The organism is Heyndrickxia sp. FW510-T9 (assembly GCF_058781025.1).
Genome location: NZ_JBYSWK010000006.1, coordinates 80341 through 106430, shown reverse-complemented (window position 1 = coordinate 106430; position 26090 = coordinate 80341). Strand labels below are relative to the sequence as shown.

Below are 26090 nucleotides of genomic sequence, written 5' to 3'. Positions count from 1 at the left end.
GGAAGATAAAATTAATTCTCTTTCTTAATAATTGTAAGAAATATGCGAAATGAAGAAACTAAAATCACCAGCCAGCAATTTTGATAAATAAAAAGAAACTAATTGTATCTCATTAGTTTCTTTTTATTTTCACCCCAGCTATTATTGGAGGATTGGTAAAATTAAAATAGTGCAGTATTTAATTACAGAACTCCCCGAACGAGAAAGCCCACTTCTTTAGGGGTGGGATGAAAGAGAGGTCAGATACGGAGTTCCACTAAACAGAAGGTTTGTGGTACTTCAAGTATCTGAAAAATTCGGAATGTCCTCAGTGTTTCCCCTTGTTTTTTATTTTCAAAATACTATAATAATAGATACAAGAACAAATGTTCGTAGCGGAGGTGTTCACGAATGGCAAAAACAACTTCACCAAGTTTCGTATTATCGTTAGAGTTACGGAGAAATACTCTTTTATTTTCGGTAGCTTATGATGAATTAGAGGCCTGTAGAGTCATGTACAATACGGTATTAGGTCAATATTTGAAATTTGAAAAACAAATGAAACGTGTAAAACATTATAAAAAACTCATTCGTCAATATAAAGCTGTTTTGAAAAAGTTAGAGAAAGATAAACAAAATAAAGCTTTGATGAAAGATAAAAAACAAATTCAAGATGATTTAAGAACAGTAAGAGAAAAATACCACCTGACGGAATATGCCTCTCACGTATGGGTGAAACCGATTCGTGAACACTATGGAAATCAAGTGAATTCAGCGGTTGCTCAAAAAGTAGCGACCAGAGCTTGGAATACTTTTAGTAGAAAATTGTTTGGGAAAGCTAAAAAAGTTCGTTTCATTCGAAAGGATGAAATGGATAGTTTTGAAGGGAAAACCAACACAACAGGTTGGAGATATGTCGATGGATGTATCGTGTATAAGGATCTGCATTCTCCATTAATGGTGAAAAATAAAGACCATTATGCTTTAGAACTCCTTCGTCATTTAGAAAATAAAACAGCGTTTTCTTATAAGGTAGCATCAAAAGGGGAAACAAAAACCGTTCAGGATTTTTATCGTGTGAAATATGTCCGTATCGTAAAGAAAGAAATTCGCGGAAAGGTTCGTTTATTTGCCGATCTAGTTATTGCCGGATATCCACCGTCAAAAAACAGAAAACTTGGTAATGGAAAAGTAGGTTTGGATATTGGTACATCAACCTTAGCTGTATCTTCTTTAACGAAAGTTTCATTGGAAAATTTAGCTGAGCAAGTAAAAGAAGTTTCTCGCCAAATAAAGCTAACGCAAAGAAAGATGGACCGCTCGAAGCGTACCACTAATCCAACATGCTTTCATTTTGACGGGACAATCAAAAAAGGTAAGAAATTCTGGGTGTTTTCGAACCGGTATACAATACTTCGTTCTAACCTTAAAGAGCTTTATCGGAAACAAGCGGCTATTAGAAAATTATCTCATCGAACATTAGCGAATAGACTTTTAGAATTAGGCGACACGTTCTATACGGAAACAATGAATTTCAAAACACTGCAAAAGCGAAAAGGGAAAACAGAGGTTTCCGAAAAAACAGGTAAATATAAACGGAAAAAGAGGTTTGGAAAAACACTAGGACATAGAGCTCCGGCAATGTTTGTTGCTATTTTAGAAGAAAAAGTAAAACGTCTTGGTGGTATATTTGTAAAAGTTAATACGCATACATTTAAGGCTAGTCAGTATTATCACGTACGAGATGATTATATAAAGAAATCTTTGTCACAGCGCTGGCATCAGATAGACGAAAACACGAAAATTCAAAGGGATATATATTCAGCATTTTTGTTAATGAACTCCAATGTATCTGGAACGAAAGCAGATCGAACACTTTGTAAAGAAACATTTCATATTTTAAAAAAACTACACGATATTGAAGTAAAAGAAATTTTAGATCAAAAAAAGATGATCCTGAATTCAGGCATCATCCAAAATAATTGATGGAATGATAGTAGCGGTTTGATACAACCGAACTCGTGAGAGCCGAGAGATGCTGTCATTAATGGAAGCGAATGTTTCTTTGACAGCGAATGTTCTGGAGAAAATTGTCTCAGTATCTGTAACCCTAAATGCCGAGCATACAATATGTATGATTTGTGGCTGCCGGTCAGATGAAAGCAATAGATTCGGAACCCCACTGCTTTAGCTGTGGGAGTATCAGTATTTTACCAAATTAATATTAACTAAATACCAAACAAATTTTATTTTTTGGTAGTATAATGAAGTCGGTGTATATTCTATTTAAGAGGTAGTACCTCAAGCGAAGATAACAAATTATGCAAAGAGGAGAGAAATAATGGCTTTTAATAATTTGGTAGCACGTGTTGAATTAAAAGATATTTCATTTGGAGAAGTTGCTTCTGTTATTGGAAAAGCAGGAGGAGATATTATTTCAATTGATGTTATTAGCTCTAGTGGAGAATCTTCCGTGCGTGACATTACAATTGAAGTAAGTGATAAACACGAAGAGCAGGTTCTTGAACATTTAAGATCTACCTCAGGTGTGAAAGTAATTAACGTATCAGACCGAACATTCCTTGCACATTTAGGTGGGAAAATCTCAATTAAATCAAAGATACCTATTAAAAATAGAGATGATTTATCAAGAGTTTATACTCCAGGAGTTGCTCGGGTTTGTTCCGCTATTCATGAAGATCCAAAGAAAGCTTACTCTTTGACGATTAAACGAAATACTGTAGCGGTAATCTCAGACGGGAGTGCTGTACTCGGTCTTGGAGATATAGGACCACTAGCATCGGCACCGGTTATGGAAGGTAAGGCGATGCTATTTAAGCAATTAGCAGATGTGGATGCTTTTCCAATCTGTTTAGATACACAGGATACAGAGGAGATCATTCAAACAATAAAAAATATAGCGCCTATTTTTGGTGGGATTAATTTAGAAGATATTAGTTCACCACGTTGTTTCGAAATTGAAAAGCGCTTAACGGAAGAATTAGATATTCCTGTTTTTCATGATGATCAACATGGAACTGCAGTGGTTGTTGTCGCAGGTCTTTTAAATGCCTTAAAAGTTGTAGGTAAAAAGACGGAAAACGTTCGCGTAGTTGTGAACGGTATCGGTGCAGCCGGCGTAGCCATTTGTAAAATGCTTATCAATGCGGGTGTAAAGCATCTTGTTCCGGTTGACCGTGATGGGGCAATCGTAAATGGTGGAACTTATGCTTATCCAATGTGGCAATGGTTGGCAGAACAAGATCAAGTAGAAAAGCAAGAAGGAACTTTGAAAGACGTTATTAAGGATGCAGATGTTTTTATTGGCGTATCAAGAGGTGGCATTTTGTCGGGTGCTGACGTTCAGAAGATGGCAGAAGATCCAATCGTTTTTGCGATGGCTAACCCAAACCCTGAGATTTCTCCGGAAGAAGCGGGTGATCATGTAAGAGTATTTGCTACTGGACGTAGTGACTATCCGAACCAAATCAATAACGTTTTAGCGTTCCCTGGTATTTATCGTGGAGCTCTAGACTGTCGGGCAACTGTTATTAATGAACCAATGAAGTTAGCTGCGGCTCGAGCAATTGCTTCTGTTGTTACGGAAAAAGAATTGAACGAACAATATATTATTCCTAGTATTTTCAACGAACATGTTGTTACAAAAGTACGACAAGCTGTTGTACAAGCAGCAATCTTAACAGGGGTGAACCGTCGAATTCCAAAGGATTTTAGATAAAGGTTCTTCTTTCTTACAATATTTATTTTTCTTAACCCAGAATGGAAGTATAAGTATTAAATCATGAAATTAAGAAAAGTAATGCTGACATAATGTACTTTACTAAATAGGAGAGCGAAAAATATGTCAATCACAATAAGTCAAATGCGTACTGAAAATGATTTTTTAGGATCAAAGGAAGTTCCTTCCGAAGCTTATTATGGGATTCAGACACTCCGTGCTGTTGAGAACTTTCCAATCACTGGTTATCATATCCATGAAGAATTAATAAAGGGTATGGCAATCGTGAAAAAGGCAGCTGCACTTGCAAACATGGATGTTAAGAGCCTCTACTCCGAACTTGGAGAAGCAATCGTTAAGGCAGCAGATGAAATGATAGAAGGCAAATGGCATGATCAAATAATAGTTGACCCGATTCAAGGCGGAGCAGGAACTTCGATTAACATGAATGTGAATGAAGTCCTTGCCAACCGTGCTCTCGAATTGCTCGGGAAAGAAAAAGGTGACTATTTCCATTGTAGTCCTAATACTCATGTCAACATGTCACAATCTACTAATGACGCATTTCCTACTGCGATTCATATTGCCGTTTTAAATCTTTTGGAAAACTTATTGGTTACCATGGAAGAAATGCATGCAGTTTTTCAGGAAAAGGCACAGGAATTTAATCATGTCATTAAAATGGGGCGCACTCACCTTCAGGATGCTGTCCCGATTCGACTCGGCCAAGAATTTGAAGCCTATAGCCGTGTCATCGGTCGTGACATCAAAAGAATTCAACAATCTCGTCAGCATTTATATGAATTGAACATGGGGGCAACAGCGGTCGGTACCGGCTTAAATGCTTATCCGCGGTATATCGAATTGGTAGTAAAACATCTGGCAGAGATCAGCGGTTTGCCGGTAATTGGTGCCGAGCATCTTGTTGATGCTACCCAAAATACAGATGCTTATACTGAAGTATCTGCAGCGTTGAAGGTTTGTATGATGAATATGTCGAAAATCGCCAATGACTTGCGCTTAATGGCCTCAGGACCAAGAGCTGGTTTGGGTGAAATCATGCTGCCTGCAAGACAGCCAGGATCTTCTATTATGCCTGGTAAAGTAAATCCAGTGATGGCGGAAGTAATTAATCAGGTGGCATTCCAAGTCATTGGTAATGACCATACAATCTGCCTTGCATCCGAAGCGGGACAGCTTGAGTTGAATGTCATGGAGCCTGTTCTCGTATTTAATTTGCTGCAATCCATCAGCATTATGAATAATGCTTTCCGCACTTTTACAGACAATTGTTTAAAAGGAATAAAAGCCAATGAAGAGAGACTGAAAGAGTATGTAGAGAAGAGTGCTGGACTTCTTACTGCGGTTAATCCCCATATAGGGTATGAAGCAGCAGCAAGAATTGCACGTGAGGCAATCTTAAGCGGTGCACCTGTCCGGGAGCTTTGTTTGAAATATGATATCTTAACAGAAGAAGAATTAAATTTGATATTAGATCCGTATGAGATGACACATCCAGGAATTGCCGGTGCGGAATTGCTTGAACGAGACTAGTACTAAAAATTAAAATTCTTGGTTCTCCAATTTTTGCTATATTTTCAAACGGCTAATGATTATCAGATAATCCTAGTTATTTTAAACTAATACTAATAGTGATATACTATTAGTATGATAAAAATTGATGCAGAAAAGGTGTGACTAGGTCGCGCCATGGCTTGATGTGACGCCTAAACAGGATAGCCTACATCCTTTCTGCAAATATTAGGGTGTAAGGATGAAAAAAATGAGCAACGAACGAACTAGAACAGACGTTATCTTAATTGGTGCCGGAATCATGAGTGCGACATTGGGCACATTCTTGAAAAAATTAGCACCAGACTGGAATATTACAGTGTTTGAAAAGCTTGAAAACCCAGGTGAGGAAAGCTCTAACGAATGGAATAATGCGGGAACGGGGCATGCTGCACTGTGTGAACTTAATTACACTGTCGAAAAACCGGACGGATCCATAGATATTAGTAAAGCTATTAGTATTAACGAACAGTTCCAGCTTTCTATGCAATTTTGGTCTTATCTTGTAAATAGTAATCTAATCGATAATCCAGATAACTTTATCATGCCATTGCCTCATATGAGTTACGTACATGGGGAAGAAAATGTAAAGTTTTTGAAAAAACGTTTTGAAGCTCTTTCACAAAACCATCTGTTCCAAGGAATGGAATTTTCCGATGACCCGGAAAAACTGAAGGAATGGATTCCGCTTATGATGAAGGGCCGAACTGCAAATGAACCGATAGCGGCAACAAAGATTGACTCCGGAACAGATGTTAATTTCGGCGCTTTGACACGGATGTTGTTTGACCACTTAAAGAAGAATAACGTCGATATAAACTACAAACATAGTGTTAATAATATTAAGCGTACTAGCGATGGATTATGGGAATTGAAAGTGAAAAATCTCGATAATGGTACTGTCGAATGCCACACTGCCAAATTTATCTTTATTGGTGCCGGCGGAGGAAGTTTACCTTTATTGCAAAAAACTGGTATTCCAGAAAGCAAACATATTGGTGGATTCCCGGTCAGCGGACTATTCCTTGTATGTAACAATCCGGAAGTTGCTGAAGAGCATCATGCAAAAGTATACGGAAAAGCTGCAGTTGGTGCTCCACCTATGTCTGTACCGCATCTGGATACACGATTTATTGATGACAAAAAATCATTACTATTTGGACCTTTTGCTGGCTTCACACCAAAATTCTTAAAAACTGGTTCCAATTTGGATTTATTTCTATCTGTTAAACTGTATAATATTTTAACTATGTTAGCAGCAGGAGTAAAAAACATCCCGTTAACAAAATACTTGATCGGACAACTTATGTTATCGAAGGAAAAACGTATCGAAGAGTTACGAGCTTTTATTCCAAATGCTAAGAGCGAAGATTGGGATATTGTAGTAGCGGGCCAACGTGTACAAGTTATTAAGGATACGGAGGCAGGCGGCAAAGGAACGCTTCAATTTGGAACAGAAGTTATTACTGGGGCTAATGGCTCCATCGCTGCATTGCTTGGAGCATCACCAGGGGCTTCTACTGCCGTTCAGGTCATGATAGATGTGATCAAACGATGCTTTCCTCAATACCTAAAAGATTGGGAACCGAAAATCAAAGAAATGATTCCTTCTTATGGCTTGTCATTAGTGGAAAATCCAGAGCTTTGCCAAGAAATTCATACTTCAACAGCACAAGCGCTTGGTCTAAACGAAAACATGCAGAATCAATCTAATTCTTTGGAAGTAGAAAAAGGTTAAAGTTTATTTTTCACCAATATAGAATCGTTTTCTTGAGAATTGAAGTCAGTCTCTCTCTGGTTTATCGGAGAGGGACTGGCTTATTTTCTTTCTTTCCGTTAAATACCACCGAAATAAATATACCAACTATTTATATATTTCGAAATTAACTTAACATTATGATTGATACTTGTTATAATTAAATCGTAAGTAGTAAGTAGTAAGTAGCGAGTAAACAGATTTCTCTTTAAATTTAACTAGGAGGGACAATGGTGAAGGAACTTAGTTTTGCACAAAACTTTTCCATGCTAGCACTTAATGGTCAGGAAAGTACTCGTTTAACTAATTCAAAGAAAGTGTCCTTGCGTTGTATGGCTGCCGCAGCAATATTAGAATTGTATTTGAATGGGAAATTTACTGAAAAGGGTGATGTCCTGGAATTTACAAAAGGAAGTATAGAGGGCCCATCACTTACGCTGTATCAAAAATCTGTTTTAAATGTACTACTAGTTAAAAGTGACAAACTAAATGAATCACTTCCGAATTATCTTACAAAAGTGTTAAAAATGACTAGAAAGCAATTAAAAGAACTGGAAAATGCTTTTGTGGTTGTATTAAAAGAAGCTAATGCTTTAGAAGAAATACCTGCACTTTTAAGCTGTGATTTGGAATTTGTAACTGCTGGTATTACCATGAAGGAATACTGCAGCAATTCAGAACTCTTCACTAGATTGACGGAAAGCCTCCGTGCTGAAATTTTAGAGGATGGGCAGATGACGGATGAAACGATTTTAATGCTTTGGTTATTAAGAGAAAGTGGCTGTCTTTATGACCTTTTCTCAAAAGAAGAATTAAAACGTGTTGCAGGCCGCATATATGAAATATTCGATAACAATTCTCTGGGTAAACTAGTACTACCAATTAATATTCATAAAACAATAGAAAACGCAGTGAAGAATTTCTTAAAGATAAAAAGGGAAATCATGTCTACTCCTTCTGGTTCAGGAATTAGTTTTGTCTTCCCCGTTATTGAACGGTCCCAATCTGTTTTTATCGATACGGAGACTTATTTTTCTAATAAGGAAGATCGTTTACGTGATGTAATGAAAAGGTTGGAAAGTAATGGTCACGTTGTTACAGTGATTCGTAAGGGAGAAATTCCACTTATCAAGATTGATAATATTCCATATGAAGCGATTCCCCATTCCAAGATATACAGATTCCCTGTTCATGGTGTTCGTTTAATAAAATATCCATTATCTTTATGACAGGAGGAAAAGGAATTTGTCCCGACAACGCTCCATAGAAAAAATACTTGCATCTAAATTTGTATCGATAGGGGAATTAGTACGTATAAGCGGAAGTCGGTACAGTACGCTAAAGTTCTATACAGAAGAAGGGATGCTTCCTTTTGAGCAAGAAGAAGAGAAGAGGACCAGACGGTACCCTAGAGAAGAAGCAATTACTAGAATAAATAAAATAAAGGATTTGAAAAAAGAAGGGCTAAGTATTACGGAAATAAAGGAAAGATTAGCTAGTAAAGGGTAAAGAGTGTGTTTCAGAGACATATTAATGATGCGGATCAATATTCAATAAAATAAAGAGAGGGACGCCGATCAGTCCCTCTTAGTATACTTTATCCCCATTAAAAATCGAATTCTTCACCACAACATAATCCACGTTACGAATGGCGTCTAGCTTATTGCCGCCTGCATAAGAAATAGAGGATTGAAGGTCTTGCTCCATTTCGATTAACGTGTCAATTAGATGTCCTTTGTGTTCTACTAGCATTTTTTTGCCTTCTACATTTTTTCGTTCGCCTTTTTGGAATTCAGAAGCAGAACCGAAATATTCTTTAAAAAGCTTTCCATCTTTTTCAATCGTTCCACCTGGTGATTCTTCATGTCCTGCAAATAAGGAACCAATCATGACCATCGTTGCACCGAAGCGGATTGATTTCGCGATATCACCATGTGTACGAATTCCTCCGTCAGCAATGATTGGCTTGCTTGCAGCTTTAGCACACCAACGAAGAGCGGCTAGTTGCCAACCGCCTGTCCCAAATCCGGTTTTAATTTTCGTAATGCATACCTTTCCTGGTCCAATACCAACTTTAGTTGCATCTGCACCGGCATTTTCCAATTCCCTCACTGCTTCAGGAGTTCCAACATTTCCCGCAATCACAAAGCTCCCAGGTAAGTGTTTCTTAATATGTTGAATCATGTTGATCACCGCATTGGAATGACCGTGTGCGATATCAATCGTAATAAACTCTGGAACAAGGTTTACGGCCGCTAATTCCTCTATAAATTGATATTCTTCCTCTTTCACACCAACGCTTATGGACGCGACTAATCCACGAGATTTCATATCTTTAATAAAAGCAATGCGCTTCTCTGGCTCAAAGCGATGCATTATATAAAAGTAACCGTTTTCTGCAAGAAAAATGGAGTTTTTCTCATCCATAATCGTCTGCATATTTGCAGGAACGACAGGTAATTTAAAAGTGTGCCCTCCAAGCGTCACCGTAGTATCACATTCAGAGCGGCTATTCACAATACATTTATTAGGAATCAATTGAATATCTTCGTAATCAAATACATTTTCCATGAAATTCACCTCAAAACACGAATATTTAACGTGTGTTATTTTTAAACGTTCGTATATTTTTAATTTAACTTATTTTGCTCTGCATGTCAAAGTTTTTGAAAAATATGCTAGGTAATCAGGAAAAGTACTTAACGAAGAGCGCTTCTTTTTTAACCAAAAAAGCCTCTCCAAAAAACGTTCATGATATTTTTTGTTGCTTCTTCAATGGAAGGAAAGAAAGATGTTCCATCCGATTGCTTATAGTTACCCACTCTAACTAATGAAATATAAGAATGGGCGGCGAATTTTGCATTTACACTTGGTATTTCTCCAGCATCTATAGCTGTCAAGAATGCTTGCTCAATACTGCTATACATTTTTTCTTCCGCTATTTTCATTTCCTGTATTTGTTCATCTGATAAGGAAGTTCTCGATTCTCGCATGAAGCCATCTAAATCAATGGATGTGGTCGCTTGTAAATGGGCAATTGCAACGTCGAAAAGCCTGTCATATAAAGGTTTGTCTGTACTAAGTATTTGTATAATCCGTTCTCGTATTCTTCTCATCAACGAAACGATTGTTTCTTTAAAAAGCACTGCTTTTGTATCAAAATAGTAGTAAACGGTTGCTTTCGTCATGCCTGCTGCTGTTGCAATATCATCGACGGATACTTTTTGAAAACCATTTTCAAAAAATAAACGGGTTGCTGCTTGTAAGATGACTTCGTTTGTAGGTGTTTTTTTATCTTTGCTTTTTGGTCTGCCAAGTGTTCGACCTTGCTTTTGTTCTGTCATTTGTATCATCTCCCTGCTAAAAAGTTCATAATCATTTCTTTTGATAATTAACTAACCAGTATATATAATTAATTTTATAGTATATATATTAAATAATAAAACATAGTACTGATGAATTTCCAAGGGGTGTTGACTTAATGAAGTTTCTGATACATTTTGTAGAAGCGGTCTCAAGCAAAAAAGGAAGATGGGTAACACTTCTTATTTGGATTGCCTTGGTTGGTCTTCTTTCAGCGATTTTTCCAAATGTAAATAAAATGGCCGACAATGGAGCGGGAGATTTACCGAACACTTCTATGTCTGTACAAGCGGAAAAAGTAGCGAAGGAGCAGTTTCCGAATAATTCCGGGACACCACTACTTTTAGTTTGGTACCGGGAAGATGGTTTGAAGGATCAAGACTTTCAACAGGTGACAAAGTTGTATAAGCATTTAAAAACTAGTCCATTGTCTGAACAAAGCTTTATTCCGCCTTTAGGAGATATTCCGGTACAAGCATTAAAAACCTCTGTTTCGGAGGATGGCACATCGCTTGTCACACCAATCTTTATGGATGAAAAGGCAAGTTCTGACGATTTAACAGATAATCTATCGTCGCTTAAAGAGTATATGGAAAACAAGCTTTCGAAGGATATCCTGGATAAAAAGATTACAGAGTCAGGTTTACATGTTCGTTTTACAGGGCCAGTGGGAATTGCAACAGATGCTGTCGCGCTCTTTAGTAAGGCTGACATCACCTTATTAATATCCACCGTATTATTGGTATTAATTTTATTAATTGTGTTATATCGCTCCCCAATTTTAGCGATTGTTCCGCTTATAGGAGTTGGGTTTGCATACGGATTAACAGGTCCTATTCTTGGATTTTTAGCGAAGCAAGGAATTATCACTGTAGATTCACAAGGTATATCCATTATGACTGTATTACTATTTGGTGCAGGCACAGATTATTGTTTGTTTTTAGTTTCTAAATATAGAGAGTATTTATTGGAGGAAGCAGATAAATTTATTGCATTGAAAAAAGCATTAAAGCATTCAGGTGGGGCAATATTTGTAAGTGCCATTACAGTTGTTCTGAGCTTAAGTACCCTATTATTGGCTCATTATGGTTCTTTCCATAGGTTTGCGATCCCATTTAGCTTAGTTATTCTAATAATGGGTATTGCCGCTTTAACCTTGCTTCCGGCATTACTTGCGATTTTCGGAAGGGTTTCCTTCTTTCCTTTTATTCCTAGAACCGAAGAAATGGTGAAAGAGTTAGAGACAAAAAAGGGAAAGAAAATACGAAGGCAATCTAGAGATTTAAGCAAAAGGTTTGGAAATTTTGTTGTTGGAAAGCCGTGGACGGTTATTATTTTATGTGTTGTTTTATTAGGCGGGCTAGCAGCATTTTCTCCTCGAATCCAATATACACAAAATTTAATAGATTCATTTCCTAAGGATATGCCCTCTCGTGAAGGATTTACACTAATGGGGGATCATTTCTCAGAAGGAGAACTTGCTCCTATGGAAGTGATCGTTAATACAGAGGGTAAGGATCTTCCAATCAAAGAGCAATTAAGCAAGCTTTCCATTGTGAAAAGTGTTTCAGATCCAACAAAAAGCAGTAAGAATGGAAACTATTTATCTTATAATGTGATTTTAAAAGGGAATCCATACAGTCCCGAATCGGTACAATCCATTCCAAAAGTGACAAAAGAAGTTTCTGGTGTGCTGCATGATGCAGGGATTAAGGTGAAAGGGCATTATTGGATTGGCGGAGAAACATCGAAGCTATACGATACGGAAAATACAACAGATCGTGACACAAAAGTAATCGTTCCAGTTGTGATAGCAATTATAGCTGCGCTTTTGCTTTTATACTTACGGTCAATAGTTGCAACGTTTTACCTTATTATTACCGTCATACTTTCCTATTTATCTGCTTTAGGCGCAAGCTGGCTGCTCATTCATGATGGTATGGATATACCTGCAATATCCGGATTGATTCCTTTATATGCGTTTGTTTTCCTTGTGGCTCTTGGGGAGGACTATAATATCTTTATGATTTCTAGCATCTGGAAAAACAGGCGAACCCAGCCGCACCGCCAAGCGATAGCAAATGGAGTTAGTGAAACGAGTAGTGTCATTACCTCAGCTGGGCTTATATTAGCTGGTACATTTGCAGTATTAGCGACCTTACCGATTCAAGTATTATTACAGTTTGGTATTGTAACAGCAGTAGGTGTTTTACTAGATACATTTATTGTTCGACCATTATTGGTTCCAGCAATTACGACGGTACTTGGCCGCTATGCATTTTGGCCAGGGAAGTTGTGGAAGGCAGATAAGTGGGAAAAGGAGAAGATGGACTCATAGCCAAATCACATTTTGATTTGGCCTCTGATATTTTAAATTGTTAGCGTTTGGCGGACACCAGATCCGTTATTTGTGACAAAATGGGCTTTTCCCTCTTGTTTGCGGACTGAGGTTCCGCTATTTTGTATATAAGCCGTGTTTTCCACCCATTTTTTCATGAATAACGGATTCAGTGTCCTCTAAACTCTTAAAGTAGGGGCATTTTATAGAAATAACGGATCCTATGTCCGCTTAGGCTAAGGGAGATAAGGCAATTTGATGAGACATAATTACCTCCTATATTAAAAGTTGGTAATAATAAATATGTTCCTTTAAGTTGGAATAGAAATATTGTTGAAAGGCAATTTTTAATGTATATTTATAAAATGTAATAAATATTTATAGAGTCGTATAAAAATACAGGAGGATCATTAAAGATGAAGGATCTTTTAAAATCATATGTACAATCTTTACAGAGCAAGCTTTGGGAAATGAGCGATTATTTATACCATCATCCGGAGTTAGGTGACCAAGAATATAATTCTATGAAACTGTTAGTGGAATTTTTGGAAGAACATGATTTTACGGTCGAAACAGGAGTTGTCGGCAGACCTACTGCTTTTAAGGCTGTGTATGATAGTAAAAAGCCAGGTCCGACTATTGCATATTTATCCGAGTATGATGCATTGCCTGGTGTCGGACATGGATGTGGTCATAATATGATTGGTACGATGGGAGCGGGTGCAGGAGTTCTTTTAAGCAAAGTGTTAGATGAAATTGGCGGCCGTGTTGTAGTACTTGGGACGCCAGCAGAAGAAACGAATGGCGCGAAGGTTCCGATGGCAGAACAAGGTATTTTTGAAGATATTGATGCGGCGATGATTTTACATCCATCTGATGAATCATATGAAAGTGGAGAATCATTAGCAATGGATGCGATTCAATTTGAGTACCGAGGTAAGCCGAGTCATGCAGCTGCAGCACCGGAAAAGGGAATTAATGCACTTGATGCGGTTATTCAACTTTTTAATGGGATTAATGCACTCCGTCAACATGTTACTTCTGATGTTAGAATTCACGGTATTATCAAAGAAGGTGGGCTTGCTGCGAATATCGTTCCGGAAAAAGCAGTTGCTCAGTTTTATGTACGTGCCAAGGATCGTAATAATTTAAATGAGGTTGTTGAAAAGGTAAAAAGTATTGCCCAGGGCGCAGCATTAATGACTGGAGCAAAAGTTAATATTGATAATTATGAATTAAGCTATGACAATATGATCACCAATCAAACATTATCACAGCTTTTTAACAAGAATCTGATATCGACTGGTACGGAAGAGGTGAAAAAAGCAAAAGACTCATATGGTTCAATTGATATGGGGAATGTAAGTCATGTTGTTCCTGCTATCCATCCGTATATTGGTCTCAATTCTCCAGGGTTAATTGCACATACCCAAGAATTTGCAGATATTACGATTACCGATGACTCTCATAGAATCCTTTCTAATGGCGCTCTTGCCCTTGCACTAACAGGATATGATTTAATTACGAATAAGACAGAGTTTGAAAAAATGCAAAACGAATTTCGTAAATCAGTAAATATTTAAAAGAAATGATGAGGTACCTTTAAGAGGTGCTTCTTTTTTGTGTGAAAATGTATGTTTATACGTAAAGGTGATTAAGCGAGATGAAATATTAGAATATTATAACTTATTTTATCTACTTTTCAAGGTTTAGGTTATGTGTTAAAATTCATTATGTTGTATAAAAATACATTTCTATTAATAAAAATAAATATTACATTCTATATATCTGAAAGGGGAAAACATGATGAAGAAGATTATATTATTGGTTACGATTGTATTTACAGTTGCATTAATGGGTGCATGTGGGCAAAGTAAGAGCGCAGGCACAAATGATGGCAGCACTAAGAGTGAAAAAGTACTAACGATGGGGACTTCTGCTGACTTCCCACCATTTGAAACAAGTGATACAGATGGCAATATTGTTGGATTTGATGTGGATTTAGCTAAATATATTGCTAAAAAACTAGGGTATAAGCTGGAAATAAAAGATATGAATTTTGATGGTTTAATAGGGGCATTACAAACAAAACGCGTTGATATGGTTCTTGCAGGTATGTCTGCAACGGAAAAGCGTAAGAAAAATGTTGATTTTTCAACACCATATAACAACTCTGGTGAAATGTTCATAACCAAAAAGGGTTCTACCATTAAAACAGTAAATGATTTAAAAGGAAAAACACTTGGTGTTCAGTTAGGGACTATTCAAGAAGAAGGCGCAAAAAACCTGCAGAAAACCGTTAAATTTGAAACGAAAGCACTTGATAACTCTACAACTCTTATTCAAGAACTATTATCAAACCGTATTCAAGTGGCTTATTTAGATAAATCAGTGGCAGAAGGCTACATCAAAAAACAAGGATTAGCTGGATTTGATGATACAACATCTAGTTCTCCAGGGATGGCTGTTGCTTTTCCAAAAGGCAGTGACCTTGTTGCTAAAGTTAATAAAGTATTGAAGGAAATGCAGGATAACGGAAAACTAGCAGAATTGAAAGCAAAGTGGGTAAAAAACAACTAAGAATGCACAAAATAATATAGAAAAGAGGTGTAAGGCATGAATTTGGACTTTAGCCAAATTGTGCCTTATATTCCTTTTATACTAAAGGGAATATGGGCTACGATAAAACTGGTTATTATTGCGATTTTATTTGGTTTTGTATTTGGAACGATATTAGCATTATTTAAGATTTCTAGAGTGAAATTTTTAAAATGGCTTGCGGATATTTATACATCTATCTTTCGTGGAACTCCATTGATTTTGCAATTAATGATTATTTATTTCGCAATTCCACAATTAACAGGATATGATATCTCTGCCTTCTTATCCGCAATATTAGCATTTGGTTTAAATTCCTCTGCATATGTTTCTGAGATAATAAGAGCAGGTATTCAAGCGGTGGATAAAGGGCAAACGGAGGCAGCTGCAGCTCTTGGTATACCATATCGGTTAATGATGAAGGATTTAATCATGCCGCAAGCATTGAAAAATATTTTACCTGCCTTAATGAATGAATTTATCTCCTTAACGAAGGAATCAGCGATTGTTTCCTCTATAAGTTATTTGGATTTAATGCGTCGTGCCCAAGTGGTTGGCTCAAAACTATACCGGAATTTCGAGCCGTTAATATTCGTGGGTTTAATCTATTGGGTAATGGTATTGATTTTAACTTTACTAGGTAAATGGGTAGAAAGGAGAATGAAATACAGTGATTAAAATAGAAAACCTTTCTAAAACATTTGGGAAAAACGAGGTATTAAAAAATATATCTACGAGTATTAACACTGGAGAGGTTGTCTCAATCATCGGGCCATCCGGATCGGGGAAATCTACTTTACTCCGCTGCATTAATTTGTTAGAAAAACCGACAAAAGGCAGTGTGCTCGTATATGATCAGGATATTACGGATCCGAAAACAAATATTAATAAAGTCCGTGAGCAAATCGGGATGGTATTTCAACATTTTCATTTATTCCCGCATATGACAGTTTTGGATAACTTAACGTACGCACCGATGAAAGTAAAAGGTGAATCACGTCAGGTTGCGGAAAAAAAGGCAAGGGAATTATTATCTAGAGTAGGTTTAACGGAAAAAGAGAATGCTTATCCTAATAATCTTTCAGGAGGTCAAAAGCAGCGTGTTGCCATCGCCCGCGCTCTTGCAATGGAACCAAAATTAATGCTGTTCGATGAACCGACATCAGCACTGGATCCAGAAATGGTGAAGGAAGTACTGAATGTTATGAAGAACCTTGCCGGGTCGGGTATGACGATGGCGATTGTGACACATGAAATGGGGTTTGCAAAGGAAGTAGCGGACCGTGTCTTGTTTCTTGATGACGGAATTCTCCTTGAAGAGGGAAAACCCGAAGACTTTTTTAATTCCCCTCAGACAAGCAGAGCGAAGGACTTTTTGGAAAAGGTTTTATAAGGACAAGTTCAAAAATAGAGTGTTCCAAATGGGACACTCTATTTTTGATTTTCTTTAAATGAAAGGTATTGCTCGATACCGTCCAAAATCCGTTCAAGCCCAAAATCAAAGTCATCGCCTACTGTATTTTCTTCTTCATTATCCTCGGTATACGCTCCAGACATTAGAACGGGATAAAGGTCTGGATAGCGATCTTGTGTAACCAGTTTTTTTAGTGCCGCGCTGTAATCATGACCACTAAAAGCACCTGGGCTCTTCCCTGCTTGAATGGCCATATTCATATCCTTCATAATCATTCCACACCAACGTGAATATCCACTTATAAGAAGAACAATAGACATTTTTTCATAATCATTTAAAGGAAGATCACGAGTGGTACCGAGCGCTATATCAACTACTTTAAGTTGATTGGGTGTGACAGGTACGCTTGTAATAGGGATATCAGCAAACCATGGATGGTCTTGAAATACTTTAATACAAATCCTAACATACTGACGCATTTTTTCACGCCAATCGGTATCCGGTTCCCCCGTTGGGTAAGCAATATCAGAAACTTTGTCCTGCATCAATAATAGTAAATCATCTTTGCTAGGAATATATCGATAGAGGGACATGGTCGTGAATCCTAATGACGATGCAACTCTGTTCATGGAAAGTGCAGCCAGTCCATCCTTATCGGCAATTTCTATGGCTGCTTCCACAATTTGATCGATACTAAGTTCTCGCTTCGGGCCTCGTTGTGGCTGTTTACTTAATCCCCAGCTTATCGCTATGCCAGAAGGCAAGTTCTTTAATTCCTCATCTATCTTGTCTTTGTCCTTCATATTCAGTTCACCTCTGGTTTATTACAATTACTCCATATTTCAATCACAGTTTTTAAAAACAAATAGGCATATATTTTTTCATTTTTTTGGTTGCAATGTAATTGTATATGTAATATACTGTGTATGCAATAAACTGTTTATAGTATACACAAAACATATCGTATATAAAACAAGGGAGGAGAAAACATGAGTCAACTAGCTATTGAGGTGAAAGGTCTTCAAAAGAAATTCGGGGAACAGTTTGTTTTAGATGGTATTAATTTAGAAGTTCAAAAAGGGGAGATTTTTGCACTGCTTGGACCAAACGGTGCTGGAAAGACGACATTTATTAATATCTTATCGACATTGTTAGTGCCTGATGCAGGATCGGCACATGTTGCTGGTTATGATATTGTCCGTAATATAGAAGAAGTGAAAAGTTCCATCAGTCTTACCGGTCAGTTTGCAGCCGTGGATGAAATGTTAACAGGAGAGGAAAATTTACGAATGATGGGAAGACTTTCCGGCCTGTCGCGATTAGAATCACGTTTGCGGGCAAAGGAGTTACTTGAACATTTTGATTTAACGAATGTTGCTCACAAAAGGGTAAAAGCTTATTCAGGTGGAATGCGCCGTCGTTTGGATCTTGCTGTAAGCCTAGTGGTGCAGAGGCCGGTTATTTTCTTAGATGAGCCGACAACCGGTCTTGATACACGAAGTAGACGTGCGCTATGGGATATTATTCTTCAATTGGCAAAAGGAGGTGTCACGGTGTTTCTAACAACGCAATATTTAGAAGAAGCGGATCAGTTAGCCGATACAATTGCAGTTATTGCGGGTGGGCGAATTGTGGCACATGGGACCCCAGAGGAAATGAAATCACAGATTGGCGATGAGATGGTCGAATTACGTAATGAGAATGATGAAATTATACGTGAAATTCCTACGAACGGCAGTATTCTTGAGGTTAAACATATTCTTGAGGAGATAGCTGCTTCGCTACCGGAAGAGACGCGGATAACCGTCCGCAGACCAAGCTTGGATGATGTGTTTTTATCATTTACTGCAGAAAAGGAGAGAGTTAAATGATAAACCCGATCGTTCAGACGAAAAAACCTTCGTTACTAATTACCAACTCCGTTTTTATTGGAAGGAGTATGCTTCATAGTATACGGAATACTGAAGCTTTGATGATGGCAATTGTACTGCCGATAATGCTTATGCTGTTGTTCACGTATGTATTTGGCGGTGCAATTGATTCAAGCGGACATTATGTGAATTATGTAGTTCCGGGAATCATTTTGTTGTGTGCAGGTTTTGGATCATCTCATACCGCCATTGATGTAGCCACTGATATGACAAATGGTATTATTGATCGTTTCAGAACCATGCCTATTCGAAGCATCAATGTCATTACGGGCCATGTTGTAGCAAGCTTAGCTCGTAATCTCCTCGCTACAGGTGTCGTCATCATTGTTGCTCTCCTTGTTGGATTTAGGCCAACAGCAAATGTTTTAGAATGGTTTGCGGCGGTAGGAGTCATTGCTTTATTTATACTGACATTCACTTGGCTTTTTGCAGCAATCGGTATTGTCGCTAGTACACCAGCTGCGGCTAGTGGATATGGCTTTGTATTATTATTTCTTCCCTACTTATCAAGTGCATTCGTACCAACAAGTACAATGCCAAAATGGTTACAAGGTGTAGCGGAAAATCAGCCAATTACTCCAGTAATTGAAACAATTCGTGGACTCCTTACCGGTACCAGCGTAGGGAATCATATATGGTGGGCGATTGGTTGGTGTTTGCTGATCCTTATCGTAGCAACTATGTGGTCAGCATGGTCATTCAAAAGAAAAGCTGGAAGTCGTTAGCAATTGTAGTAAAAAAGAAAGAACAGTTGGCTGGAAAAATTTTCTCCAGCCACTGTTCTATTTATGGATTAACTTACGTCTATTTGCTTTTGTATATCATTCAAAATACTTTCCAATGAATAAACAACACCCTTATCATCTTTATACATAATGTTTTTTGGCGAAAAGTGAACAGGAGATTCCAGTCCTGCTGCTGCTGAAATTCGAAATAGCCCTTTGCGCAATGTTATAAGATAATTTGCAACTCTGTACTTTTTTTCGTCTATGACAAGCGCCTTTTGTAATTCAGGATCTGTCGTAGCAACCCCTACTGGGCATGTATTAGATTGACATTTTAACGTTTGGATGCACCCAACTGATATCATGAATCCACGTGCGATATTCACAAGATCTGCACCCATTGCCAAAGCAATTGCAATTCGGTCTGGGGTGAACATCTTCCCTGAAGCAATGATTTTAACTCGATCGCGGACACCGTATTTTTTCAAGGTAGATACAAGAATAGGGAGCCCGGATCTTATTGGCAATCCAACACTATCCATTAATTCTTGGTAGGAAGCCCCTGTTCCGCCTTCTCCACCATCTATCGTTATAAAATCTGGTCCATTACCAGTTTCTCTCATATACTTTGCTAATTCTTCCGCACTATCATTACCGCCAACAACCATCTTTAAACCAACTGGTTTTCCGGTTGCATCGCGAATTTTTTCGATGAATTCACACATCGAAGGGACATCGCTAAACTGATGGAAACGGTTCGGGCTATCCACTGATTTATAAGCTTCCACTTTCCTGATTTCTGCAATTTCCGGATTAACCTTTTCCGCATCGATATGGCCACCCCGTGCTTTTGCACCTTGAGCAAGTTTAATCTCAAACGCTTTTATTTGCGGAATTTCACTTTTTCTTTTTAACTCGTCCCAATCAACGTCTCCCTCTCTATTACGGATTCCAAATAGTGCAGGGCCGATCTGCATAATAATATCCACTCCACCTTCTAAATGATAAGGAGATAAGCCGCCTTCACCTGTATTCATCCAAGTTCCTTTTGCGATCCCTAATCCTTTCGATAATGCGGTAATCGCATTTTTCCCCAATGCACCATAACTCATAGCGGACATGCCTATCAGCCCTTTGAGTACGAATGGATATTTTCTATTGGGACCAATGATAACTGCGTCATCGTCATGAAGTAAATAAGCGGATGAGACATCCTCCTCAATCTTTTCCTCTCTTTGGGCAAACAGCGGATCCTTTATGAGTAAGTATCTTTGAGTTAACGCCATCGTTTCTTTGTCGACTTTTAACTCCTCGGTTAGCTTTGGAAACATATCATTACGGACATAGTACCCATCACTTTCAAAATCACGTTTGGAGCCAAAGCCAATTACATCACGCTTATATTTCGCACTTCTTACAATATGTTCATAATCGTCCCTTGAAAAAGGCTTTCCTTCTGTATCGCTATTAAACCAATATTGACGCATTTCAGGGCCGATTTTTTCAAAAAAATAGCGAACTCTTCCAAGTGCTGGATAATTTCGTAATATTGAATGCATTTTTTGATTTCGATCAAACACAAATAAATAGACGAGAAAAATAATCAGTGTTAAGAGCACAAGTGCCAAAATAATGAATCCAATTACGACAAGTAGGTTTGCTGCAAAATACATGGTTTTCCTCCTATTAGAAAAGCGCAAGCGCCTTAGTTCTGCTTACGAACGAGTGAAGTAATTAGTTGATACAAAACTTATGAATTTTTATCTCATAAAAATTCCCTATGAATTAATATAGGCGGACATGTACAAATTTATACAAATGACGGTATTACCGCCAATTTATACATAAATTCCATTTTCATCGGAAAACTATTACAAGCAGATAGCACTATCAATCGCCTTTTTAGGGTATAGAACAATAAATTCATTTCAAAACTAACTTAAGGAGGGAATCTGTTCTTGAAGGCATCCGACTTATTTGTAAAATGTTTGGAGAATGAGGGAGTAGAGTATATATTTGGCATTCCCGGGGAGGAAAATACGGATTTAATAGACTCGCTAATTGGCTCCAATATTGAATTTGTTTTAGTTCACCATGAACAAGCAGCTGCATTCATGGCGGATGTATATGGTCGATTAACAGGGAAACCAGGGGTGTGCCTTGCAACACTTGGCCCAGGTGCGACAAATTTATTAACAGGGATTGGTGATGCTTATTTGGACCGCTCTCCAGTTGTGGCAATTACTGGACAAGCAGGACTCGATCGAATTCATAAGGAATCCCATCAATATGTGGACATTATTGGCGTGTTTCAAGAAGTAACAAAATGGAATCAACAAATCCGAGTTCCGAAAACCATTCCAGAAATTATAAGAAAAGCCTTTAAGATGGCTGTTTCTGAAAAACCAGGTGCGGTACATATTGAGCTTCCAGAAGATATTGCAATGGAGGATACGGAGGGGAAACCATTACAGGTAACACCTATCCCGATTTCATGCCCTGATGAGGAAGAAATGAAGAAGGCTGTGGAAATTATTAATAATGCCAAAAGACCAATCATTCTGGTAGGCAATGGCGTTATTCGTGATAATGCTACGCAAAGCTTACGTAAATTTGCGGAAGATAAAAATATTCCAGTTGTTAATACGTTTATGTCAAAAGGGATTTTGCCCTCCGATCATCCACTTACTCTTTATACAGTTGGAATGCAGGCAAAGGATTATGTTTTGTGCGGGTTCAATCTAGCAGATCTTATTATAACGGTGGGATATGACTTCGTAGAGTATTTGCCAAAATATTGGAATGATGAAGCGATGAATCCGATTGTTCACATCGATAGTCTTCCTGCAGAAGTCGATGAATATTATCCGCTTGCAGCTGAGTTAGTTGGAAATGTTGGAAAAGCACTGGACCATCTAAGCCCACATGTGGAGAAGAAAGAACTTTGGCCGGATGTGAAAAAATTGAAATCCCAACTAGACGAAAAACTGCATGAGAATGACTTGGTTTCGGGAAGCCCGGTTAAACCGCAAAGAATTATTGCAGATATCAAAGAGGCTGAAAAAGGTAAAGCCATTGTGATTTCGGATGTTGGAGCACACAAAGTATGGATTGCCCGTATGTATCAGCCAGAACATCCGAACCAAACGATTATTTCAAATGGATGGGCATCAATGGGGATTGCAGTTCCAGGTGCAATTGCTGCCAAGCTTGTCCACCCAGATAAGCCGGTAATTGCGGTTACTGGCGACGGGGGATTTTTGATGAATGGGGTGGAAATAGCAACAGCCAAGCGATTAGGTCTAGCTTTTGTCGTCGTTATATTCCATGATTCCAAGTTTGGGTTAATTGAGTGGAAGCAATTAAATAAATATAATCGGTCAAATGATATTCAATTTAAGGATCCTGATTTTATAGAATTTGCCGAAAGCTTTGGGGCTAAAGGTGTAAGAGTGAAGCATTCTGATGAACTTTTGCCTGCATTGAAAGATGCGCTTAACAGCAAGGATATTGTTCTCATTGATGTCGATGTTGATTACTCCGAAAATGTTAAGCTTTCGAAAACATTAGGTGATTATATTTGTAAATTATAGATAGGAGGAACGATGAAATGAAGAAAAAGTGGCAGCTATGGATTGGTGGTAAGTGGAGAGAAGCGAAAAAATATGAACCTTTGTATAACCCACACACGGAAGAAGAAATTGCCGAGATAGGGCAAGCTGGACCGGAAGATGCTGTAGAAGCAGTTGTCGAGGCGCATGCGGCATTTCAAAAGTTTCGTCATTTCCCTGCGCATGCCCGTGCGAAAATTTTAGCAGGTGTTGCTACGATTATGGAAGAGCGTAGTGAGGAATGTGCAAAAATCATGGCAGCGGAAGCGGCTAAATCGATAAGAAATGCGAGGGAGGAAGTTAGTCGAACCGTTCAAACCTATCGTTTTGCAGCTGAAGCAGCGAAAAGTAATTATGGTGAGAAAATTCCAATGGACGCAGCAGAAGGTGGTGAAAAACGTTTCGGTTTCACGGTTCGAAGCCCAATTGGGGTTGTCACTGCCATTACTCCATTTAATTTTCCATTTAATCTTGTTGCCCATAAAGTAGGTCCTGCCATAGCTGCAGGAAACTCCATTGTGTTAAAGCCGGCTGAACAAACACCGTTATGTTCTTTGTTTTTAGCAGAGGTTTTTAAAGAAGCTGGTCTTCCAGATGGTGTTTTAAATATTATTCCTGGGAAAGGAGATGTGTTAAGTGAAGTGTTAACGACACATCCCCATGTGAAGAAGGTTACTTTTACAGGAAGTGTAGAGGTCGGACATATTATTCAGCAGCAAGCCGGCTTTCGTAAGCTAACGCTCGAGCTCGGCTCCAATTCTCCTTTCATTATTGATGAAGGAGTAGATATAGACAAAGTGATTGACCGTAGTGTACAAGGGGCGTTTTCTTATAATGGGCAAATTTGTATTTCGATTCAACGTATTTATGTTCATAAATCACTTTACGAACAATTTTTAGAAAGATTTGTTACTCGAACAAAGCAGCTTGTCATTGGTTCCCCATTCGAAGAAAAAACGAATATTACGGCGGTGATTAACAAAAAATCTTTAGAGCGGATCAAAAGCTGGATTGATGAGGCTATTGGGGAAGGTGCGAAGATTGAGTGCGGAGGGAAGGTAGAGGGGAATGTATTAACACCAACTGTATTAACGAATGTAAATCGTGAATCGAAGGTATTTCGGTTCGAAATTTTTGGTCCTGTCGTTTGTATCTTTCCATTTGATACGCTAGATGATGCCATTAACGATGCAAATGATTCACGTTATGGGTTAAATTCTGGAATTATCACACCTAGTCTGGAACGGGCATTTTACGCTGCTGAGCGACTTGAAACGGGCGGTGTTATCGTCAACGATATTCCGACGTACCGGATTGATAATATGCCATATGGTGGCTGGAAAGATAGTGGTGTAGGGAGAGAAGGCGTTAAATATGCAATGGATGAAATGATGGAGCAAAAATTTATTAGCTTTAAAGTTGGGGATGAATAACAAAGTAAGGTGTCAAATGGATTTGGCACCTTTTTTGGTGTATACCTAGAGGACGGCGGTGGGTATAAAGGCCTAAATCGTGCAGTTCGATGTGAATTTCGTGCAGTTCACATCATGGTTCGTGCGGTTCAATCCATAAATTGTGCAGTTCACCAACTATTCCGTGCAGATTAAAATAAATAAGTGCTACATACCTTTAATTACTAGATGAAAAATAAAGTCTTCCCCTATTTTTGATTGAAAAATAAGGGAAGACTTAAGCTAGACAATAAAATTCTATGCTTTATCACCAAAAGCAAAATTAAATTTTCTCAACAGCTCTCCAAATTGTTGTCGATCTTCATCAGACCAGTTACTTAGTATCTTTTTTAGTTTTTTTACTTTTTCCGCTCTATATTTTTCTAATTCTTCTTTACCGCGTTCCGTTATTTCATAAAAGTAAGCTCTCTTATCCAAAGGATCAGGAATTTTGTATACATAGCCTTTAGATTCTAGAGATGCAGCTTGTCTGCTTACAGTGGAAATATCTAAGTGGTACTCAGCTGCTAATGTCTTCACACCTGCCGAGCCACGAAAGGATATATTATGTAATAAAAGGTAACCAGATCGGTCCAGATCACTGATTCTTTTATCCGAAGAAACAGATGTAATGTAACGAACTAAGGTTGCTAATTCAAATTGTATCGTTTCTAAAGAATGCTCACTCAAACTTACCACCTCACGTTTTTACTACCTATGAATAGGATAACTTCTCTTATATATTTGTCAAATTAGTACAATAAAGGCTCTTTTCTTATACTTCGTTGATTTTGAATCGCAAACTCTTTGTTACAACTTTGTCTGGGATAAAAATGAACGAAACCTAGCCTACTTCGGTTTTGTAACAAATGACGAAAAGCAACATTTAACGCGAAAAAGCCATAACAAAAAGATCGTGAGGTATATTGACAATTGGAAAAATAATTGTATTATACAATTATAAGGTTGTATGATACAATTAAATACGAAGGGTGAGAGATTTATAAAAGGATGAAGGGGGGACTAACCATGCAAGCACATGAAATTATGATTAATCAAGTTTATAAGGTAAAGGAAAATGATACCGTCCGTTCCGTAATTGAAAAATTTATTGAACACGGTATAAGTGGTCTTCCGGTGGTAAACGATAGAAATGAAATCGTTGGTTATATCAGTGATGGAGACATCATGCGATATATTGGGAAGAACACGGATATTGTGGTTGATTCCTTTTATTATGTAAATGTGATAAAAGGTGATGAGTTTGAAGAAAGGGCCAAGAAAATACTGGACCTAAATGTCATGAAGATTTCAAAAAACAAGGTAATAAAAGTCGACTGGAATGAAGAGATAGAAAAGATTGCAGCGATTTTAGGGAAGAAGAAAATTAAAAAGCTTCCAGTAGAGCGTAATGGTGTGCTAGTTGGAATAATTAGTCGTGGAGATGTCATTCGAAATACATTTAAATCAGTTCTTTAATAATGGCTCTTTTCGTAATCTTTGTTGCTTTCGGAAGGAAAATTAGAATATCAATATGATTTTTTGCCGTGAAATTTAGTTTTGATGTAGAAAAGATGCCACGACACCAATATTGGTACGGTCTTCCATACTGA

22 protein-coding genes are annotated in these 26090 nt (G+C 37.9%); 17 read left to right on the top strand and 5 right to left on the bottom strand.

The genetic code is table 11. The features are described from left to right. Positions 1-390: 390 nt before the first annotated feature. The 6 genes from AC3WJF_RS05115 (at position 391) to AC3WJF_RS05090 (ending at position 8555) form a co-directional block, all read left to right on the top strand. Positions 391-1965, top strand: a complete 1575-nt coding sequence (locus tag AC3WJF_RS05115) for a nuclease/transposase family protein (RefSeq protein WP_492450048.1) — start codon at positions 391-393, stop codon at positions 1963-1965. Positions 1966-2320: 355 nt separating this feature from the next. Then, positions 2321-3718: an NAD-dependent malic enzyme gene (locus AC3WJF_RS05110; RefSeq protein ID WP_492450047.1), complete on the top strand. Its 1398-nt coding sequence runs from the start codon at positions 2321-2323 to the stop codon at positions 3716-3718. A 123-nt stretch (positions 3719-3841) separates the two neighbouring features. Beyond that, a complete protein-coding gene (gene aspA / locus AC3WJF_RS05105; protein ID WP_492450046.1) occupies positions 3842-5272 on the top strand; it encodes an aspartate ammonia-lyase in 1431 nt (476 codons plus the stop codon). A 220-nt stretch (positions 5273-5492) separates the two neighbouring features. Further along, positions 5493-7028 (top strand): malate:quinone oxidoreductase, encoded by a 1536-nt coding sequence (locus AC3WJF_RS05100; RefSeq protein ID WP_492450045.1) that lies wholly within the window; start codon positions 5493-5495, stop codon positions 7026-7028. 248 nt (positions 7029-7276) lie between these two features. After that, positions 7277-8275, top strand: a complete 999-nt coding sequence (locus AC3WJF_RS05095) for a hypothetical protein (protein WP_492450044.1) — start codon at positions 7277-7279, stop codon at positions 8273-8275. Positions 8276-8291: 16 nt separating this feature from the next. Further along, complete coding sequence (locus tag AC3WJF_RS05090; protein ID WP_492450043.1) at positions 8292-8555, top strand: helix-turn-helix domain-containing protein; 264 nt, start codon at positions 8292-8294, stop codon at positions 8553-8555. Positions 8556-8633: 78 nt separating this feature from the next. Here AC3WJF_RS05090 and guaC read toward each other — a convergent pair whose 3' ends face one another. Together guaC and AC3WJF_RS05080 are read right to left on the bottom strand one after the other, a co-directional pair. Then, a complete protein-coding gene (guaC, locus tag AC3WJF_RS05085) occupies positions 8634-9617 on the bottom strand; it encodes a GMP reductase (protein WP_492450042.1) in 984 nt (327 codons plus the stop codon). A 149-nt stretch (positions 9618-9766) separates the two neighbouring features. After that, positions 9767-10390: a TetR/AcrR family transcriptional regulator gene (locus AC3WJF_RS05080; protein WP_492450041.1), complete on the bottom strand. Its 624-nt coding sequence runs from the start codon at positions 10388-10390 to the stop codon at positions 9767-9769. A 137-nt stretch (positions 10391-10527) separates the two neighbouring features. Between AC3WJF_RS05080 and AC3WJF_RS05075 the strand changes: the two genes are divergently transcribed. From AC3WJF_RS05075 to AC3WJF_RS05055, 5 genes are all read left to right on the top strand, one after another. Beyond that, a complete protein-coding gene (locus AC3WJF_RS05075) occupies positions 10528-12747 on the top strand; it encodes an MMPL family transporter (protein WP_492450040.1) in 2220 nt (739 codons plus the stop codon). Positions 12748-13163: 416 nt separating this feature from the next. After that, the gene (locus AC3WJF_RS05070) at positions 13164-14330 is read left to right on the top strand and encodes a M20 family metallopeptidase (RefSeq protein WP_492450039.1); all 1167 of its coding nucleotides are present in this window, start codon (positions 13164-13166) and stop codon (positions 14328-14330) included. A gap of 220 nt (positions 14331-14550) precedes the next feature. Further along, positions 14551-15327, top strand: a complete 777-nt coding sequence (locus tag AC3WJF_RS05065) for a basic amino acid ABC transporter substrate-binding protein (protein ID WP_492450038.1) — start codon at positions 14551-14553, stop codon at positions 15325-15327. Between the two features lie 36 nt (positions 15328-15363). Beyond that, entirely contained in the window at positions 15364-16023 is a 660-nt protein-coding gene (locus AC3WJF_RS05060; protein ID WP_492450037.1) for an amino acid ABC transporter permease, read from the top strand. Beyond that, a complete protein-coding gene (locus tag AC3WJF_RS05055) occupies positions 16016-16738 on the top strand; it encodes an amino acid ABC transporter ATP-binding protein (protein ID WP_492450036.1) in 723 nt (240 codons plus the stop codon). The genes AC3WJF_RS05060 and AC3WJF_RS05055 overlap by 8 nt, the downstream gene beginning before the upstream one ends. Before the next feature lie 38 nt (positions 16739-16776). Here AC3WJF_RS05055 and AC3WJF_RS05050 read toward each other — a convergent pair whose 3' ends face one another. After that, a complete protein-coding gene (locus AC3WJF_RS05050) occupies positions 16777-17562 on the bottom strand; it encodes a TetR/AcrR family transcriptional regulator (RefSeq protein ID WP_492450035.1) in 786 nt (261 codons plus the stop codon). A gap of 186 nt (positions 17563-17748) precedes the next feature. Between AC3WJF_RS05050 and AC3WJF_RS05045 the strand changes: the two genes are divergently transcribed. Beyond that, positions 17749-18630 (top strand): ATP-binding cassette domain-containing protein, encoded by an 882-nt coding sequence (locus AC3WJF_RS05045; RefSeq protein WP_492450034.1) that lies wholly within the window; start codon positions 17749-17751, stop codon positions 18628-18630. Next, entirely contained in the window at positions 18627-19415 is a 789-nt protein-coding gene (locus AC3WJF_RS05040) for an ABC transporter permease (RefSeq protein ID WP_492450033.1), read from the top strand. The genes AC3WJF_RS05045 and AC3WJF_RS05040 overlap by 4 nt, the downstream gene beginning before the upstream one ends. Positions 19416-19483: 68 nt before the next feature. On the opposite strand, the gene AC3WJF_RS05035 is transcribed toward AC3WJF_RS05040, so the two are convergent. Then, positions 19484-21088: an FMN-binding glutamate synthase family protein gene (locus tag AC3WJF_RS05035; protein WP_492450032.1), complete on the bottom strand. Its 1605-nt coding sequence runs from the start codon at positions 21086-21088 to the stop codon at positions 19484-19486. 285 nt (positions 21089-21373) lie between these two features. On the opposite strand from AC3WJF_RS05035, the gene AC3WJF_RS05030 reads away from it, so the two are divergent. From AC3WJF_RS05030 to AC3WJF_RS05020, 3 genes are read left to right on the top strand one after another with little or no spacing between them, the layout of a single operon-like run. Beyond that, the gene (locus AC3WJF_RS05030; protein ID WP_492450031.1) at positions 21374-23008 is read left to right on the top strand and encodes an acetolactate synthase large subunit; all 1635 of its coding nucleotides are present in this window, start codon (positions 21374-21376) and stop codon (positions 23006-23008) included. A gap of 17 nt (positions 23009-23025) precedes the next feature. After that, the gene (locus AC3WJF_RS05025; protein ID WP_492450030.1) at positions 23026-24459 is read left to right on the top strand and encodes an aldehyde dehydrogenase family protein; all 1434 of its coding nucleotides are present in this window, start codon (positions 23026-23028) and stop codon (positions 24457-24459) included. 9 nt (positions 24460-24468) lie between these two features. Beyond that, entirely contained in the window at positions 24469-24633 is a 165-nt protein-coding gene (locus tag AC3WJF_RS05020) for a hypothetical protein (RefSeq protein WP_492450029.1), read from the top strand. A gap of 102 nt (positions 24634-24735) precedes the next feature. On the opposite strand, the gene AC3WJF_RS05015 is transcribed toward AC3WJF_RS05020, so the two are convergent. Further along, complete coding sequence (locus tag AC3WJF_RS05015; RefSeq protein WP_492450028.1) at positions 24736-25176, bottom strand: MarR family winged helix-turn-helix transcriptional regulator; 441 nt, start codon at positions 25174-25176, stop codon at positions 24736-24738. Between the two features lie 330 nt (positions 25177-25506). On the opposite strand from AC3WJF_RS05015, the gene AC3WJF_RS05010 reads away from it, so the two are divergent. Further along, a complete protein-coding gene (locus tag AC3WJF_RS05010) occupies positions 25507-25956 on the top strand; it encodes a CBS domain-containing protein (protein WP_492450027.1) in 450 nt (149 codons plus the stop codon). Positions 25957-26090 lie beyond the last annotated feature (134 nt).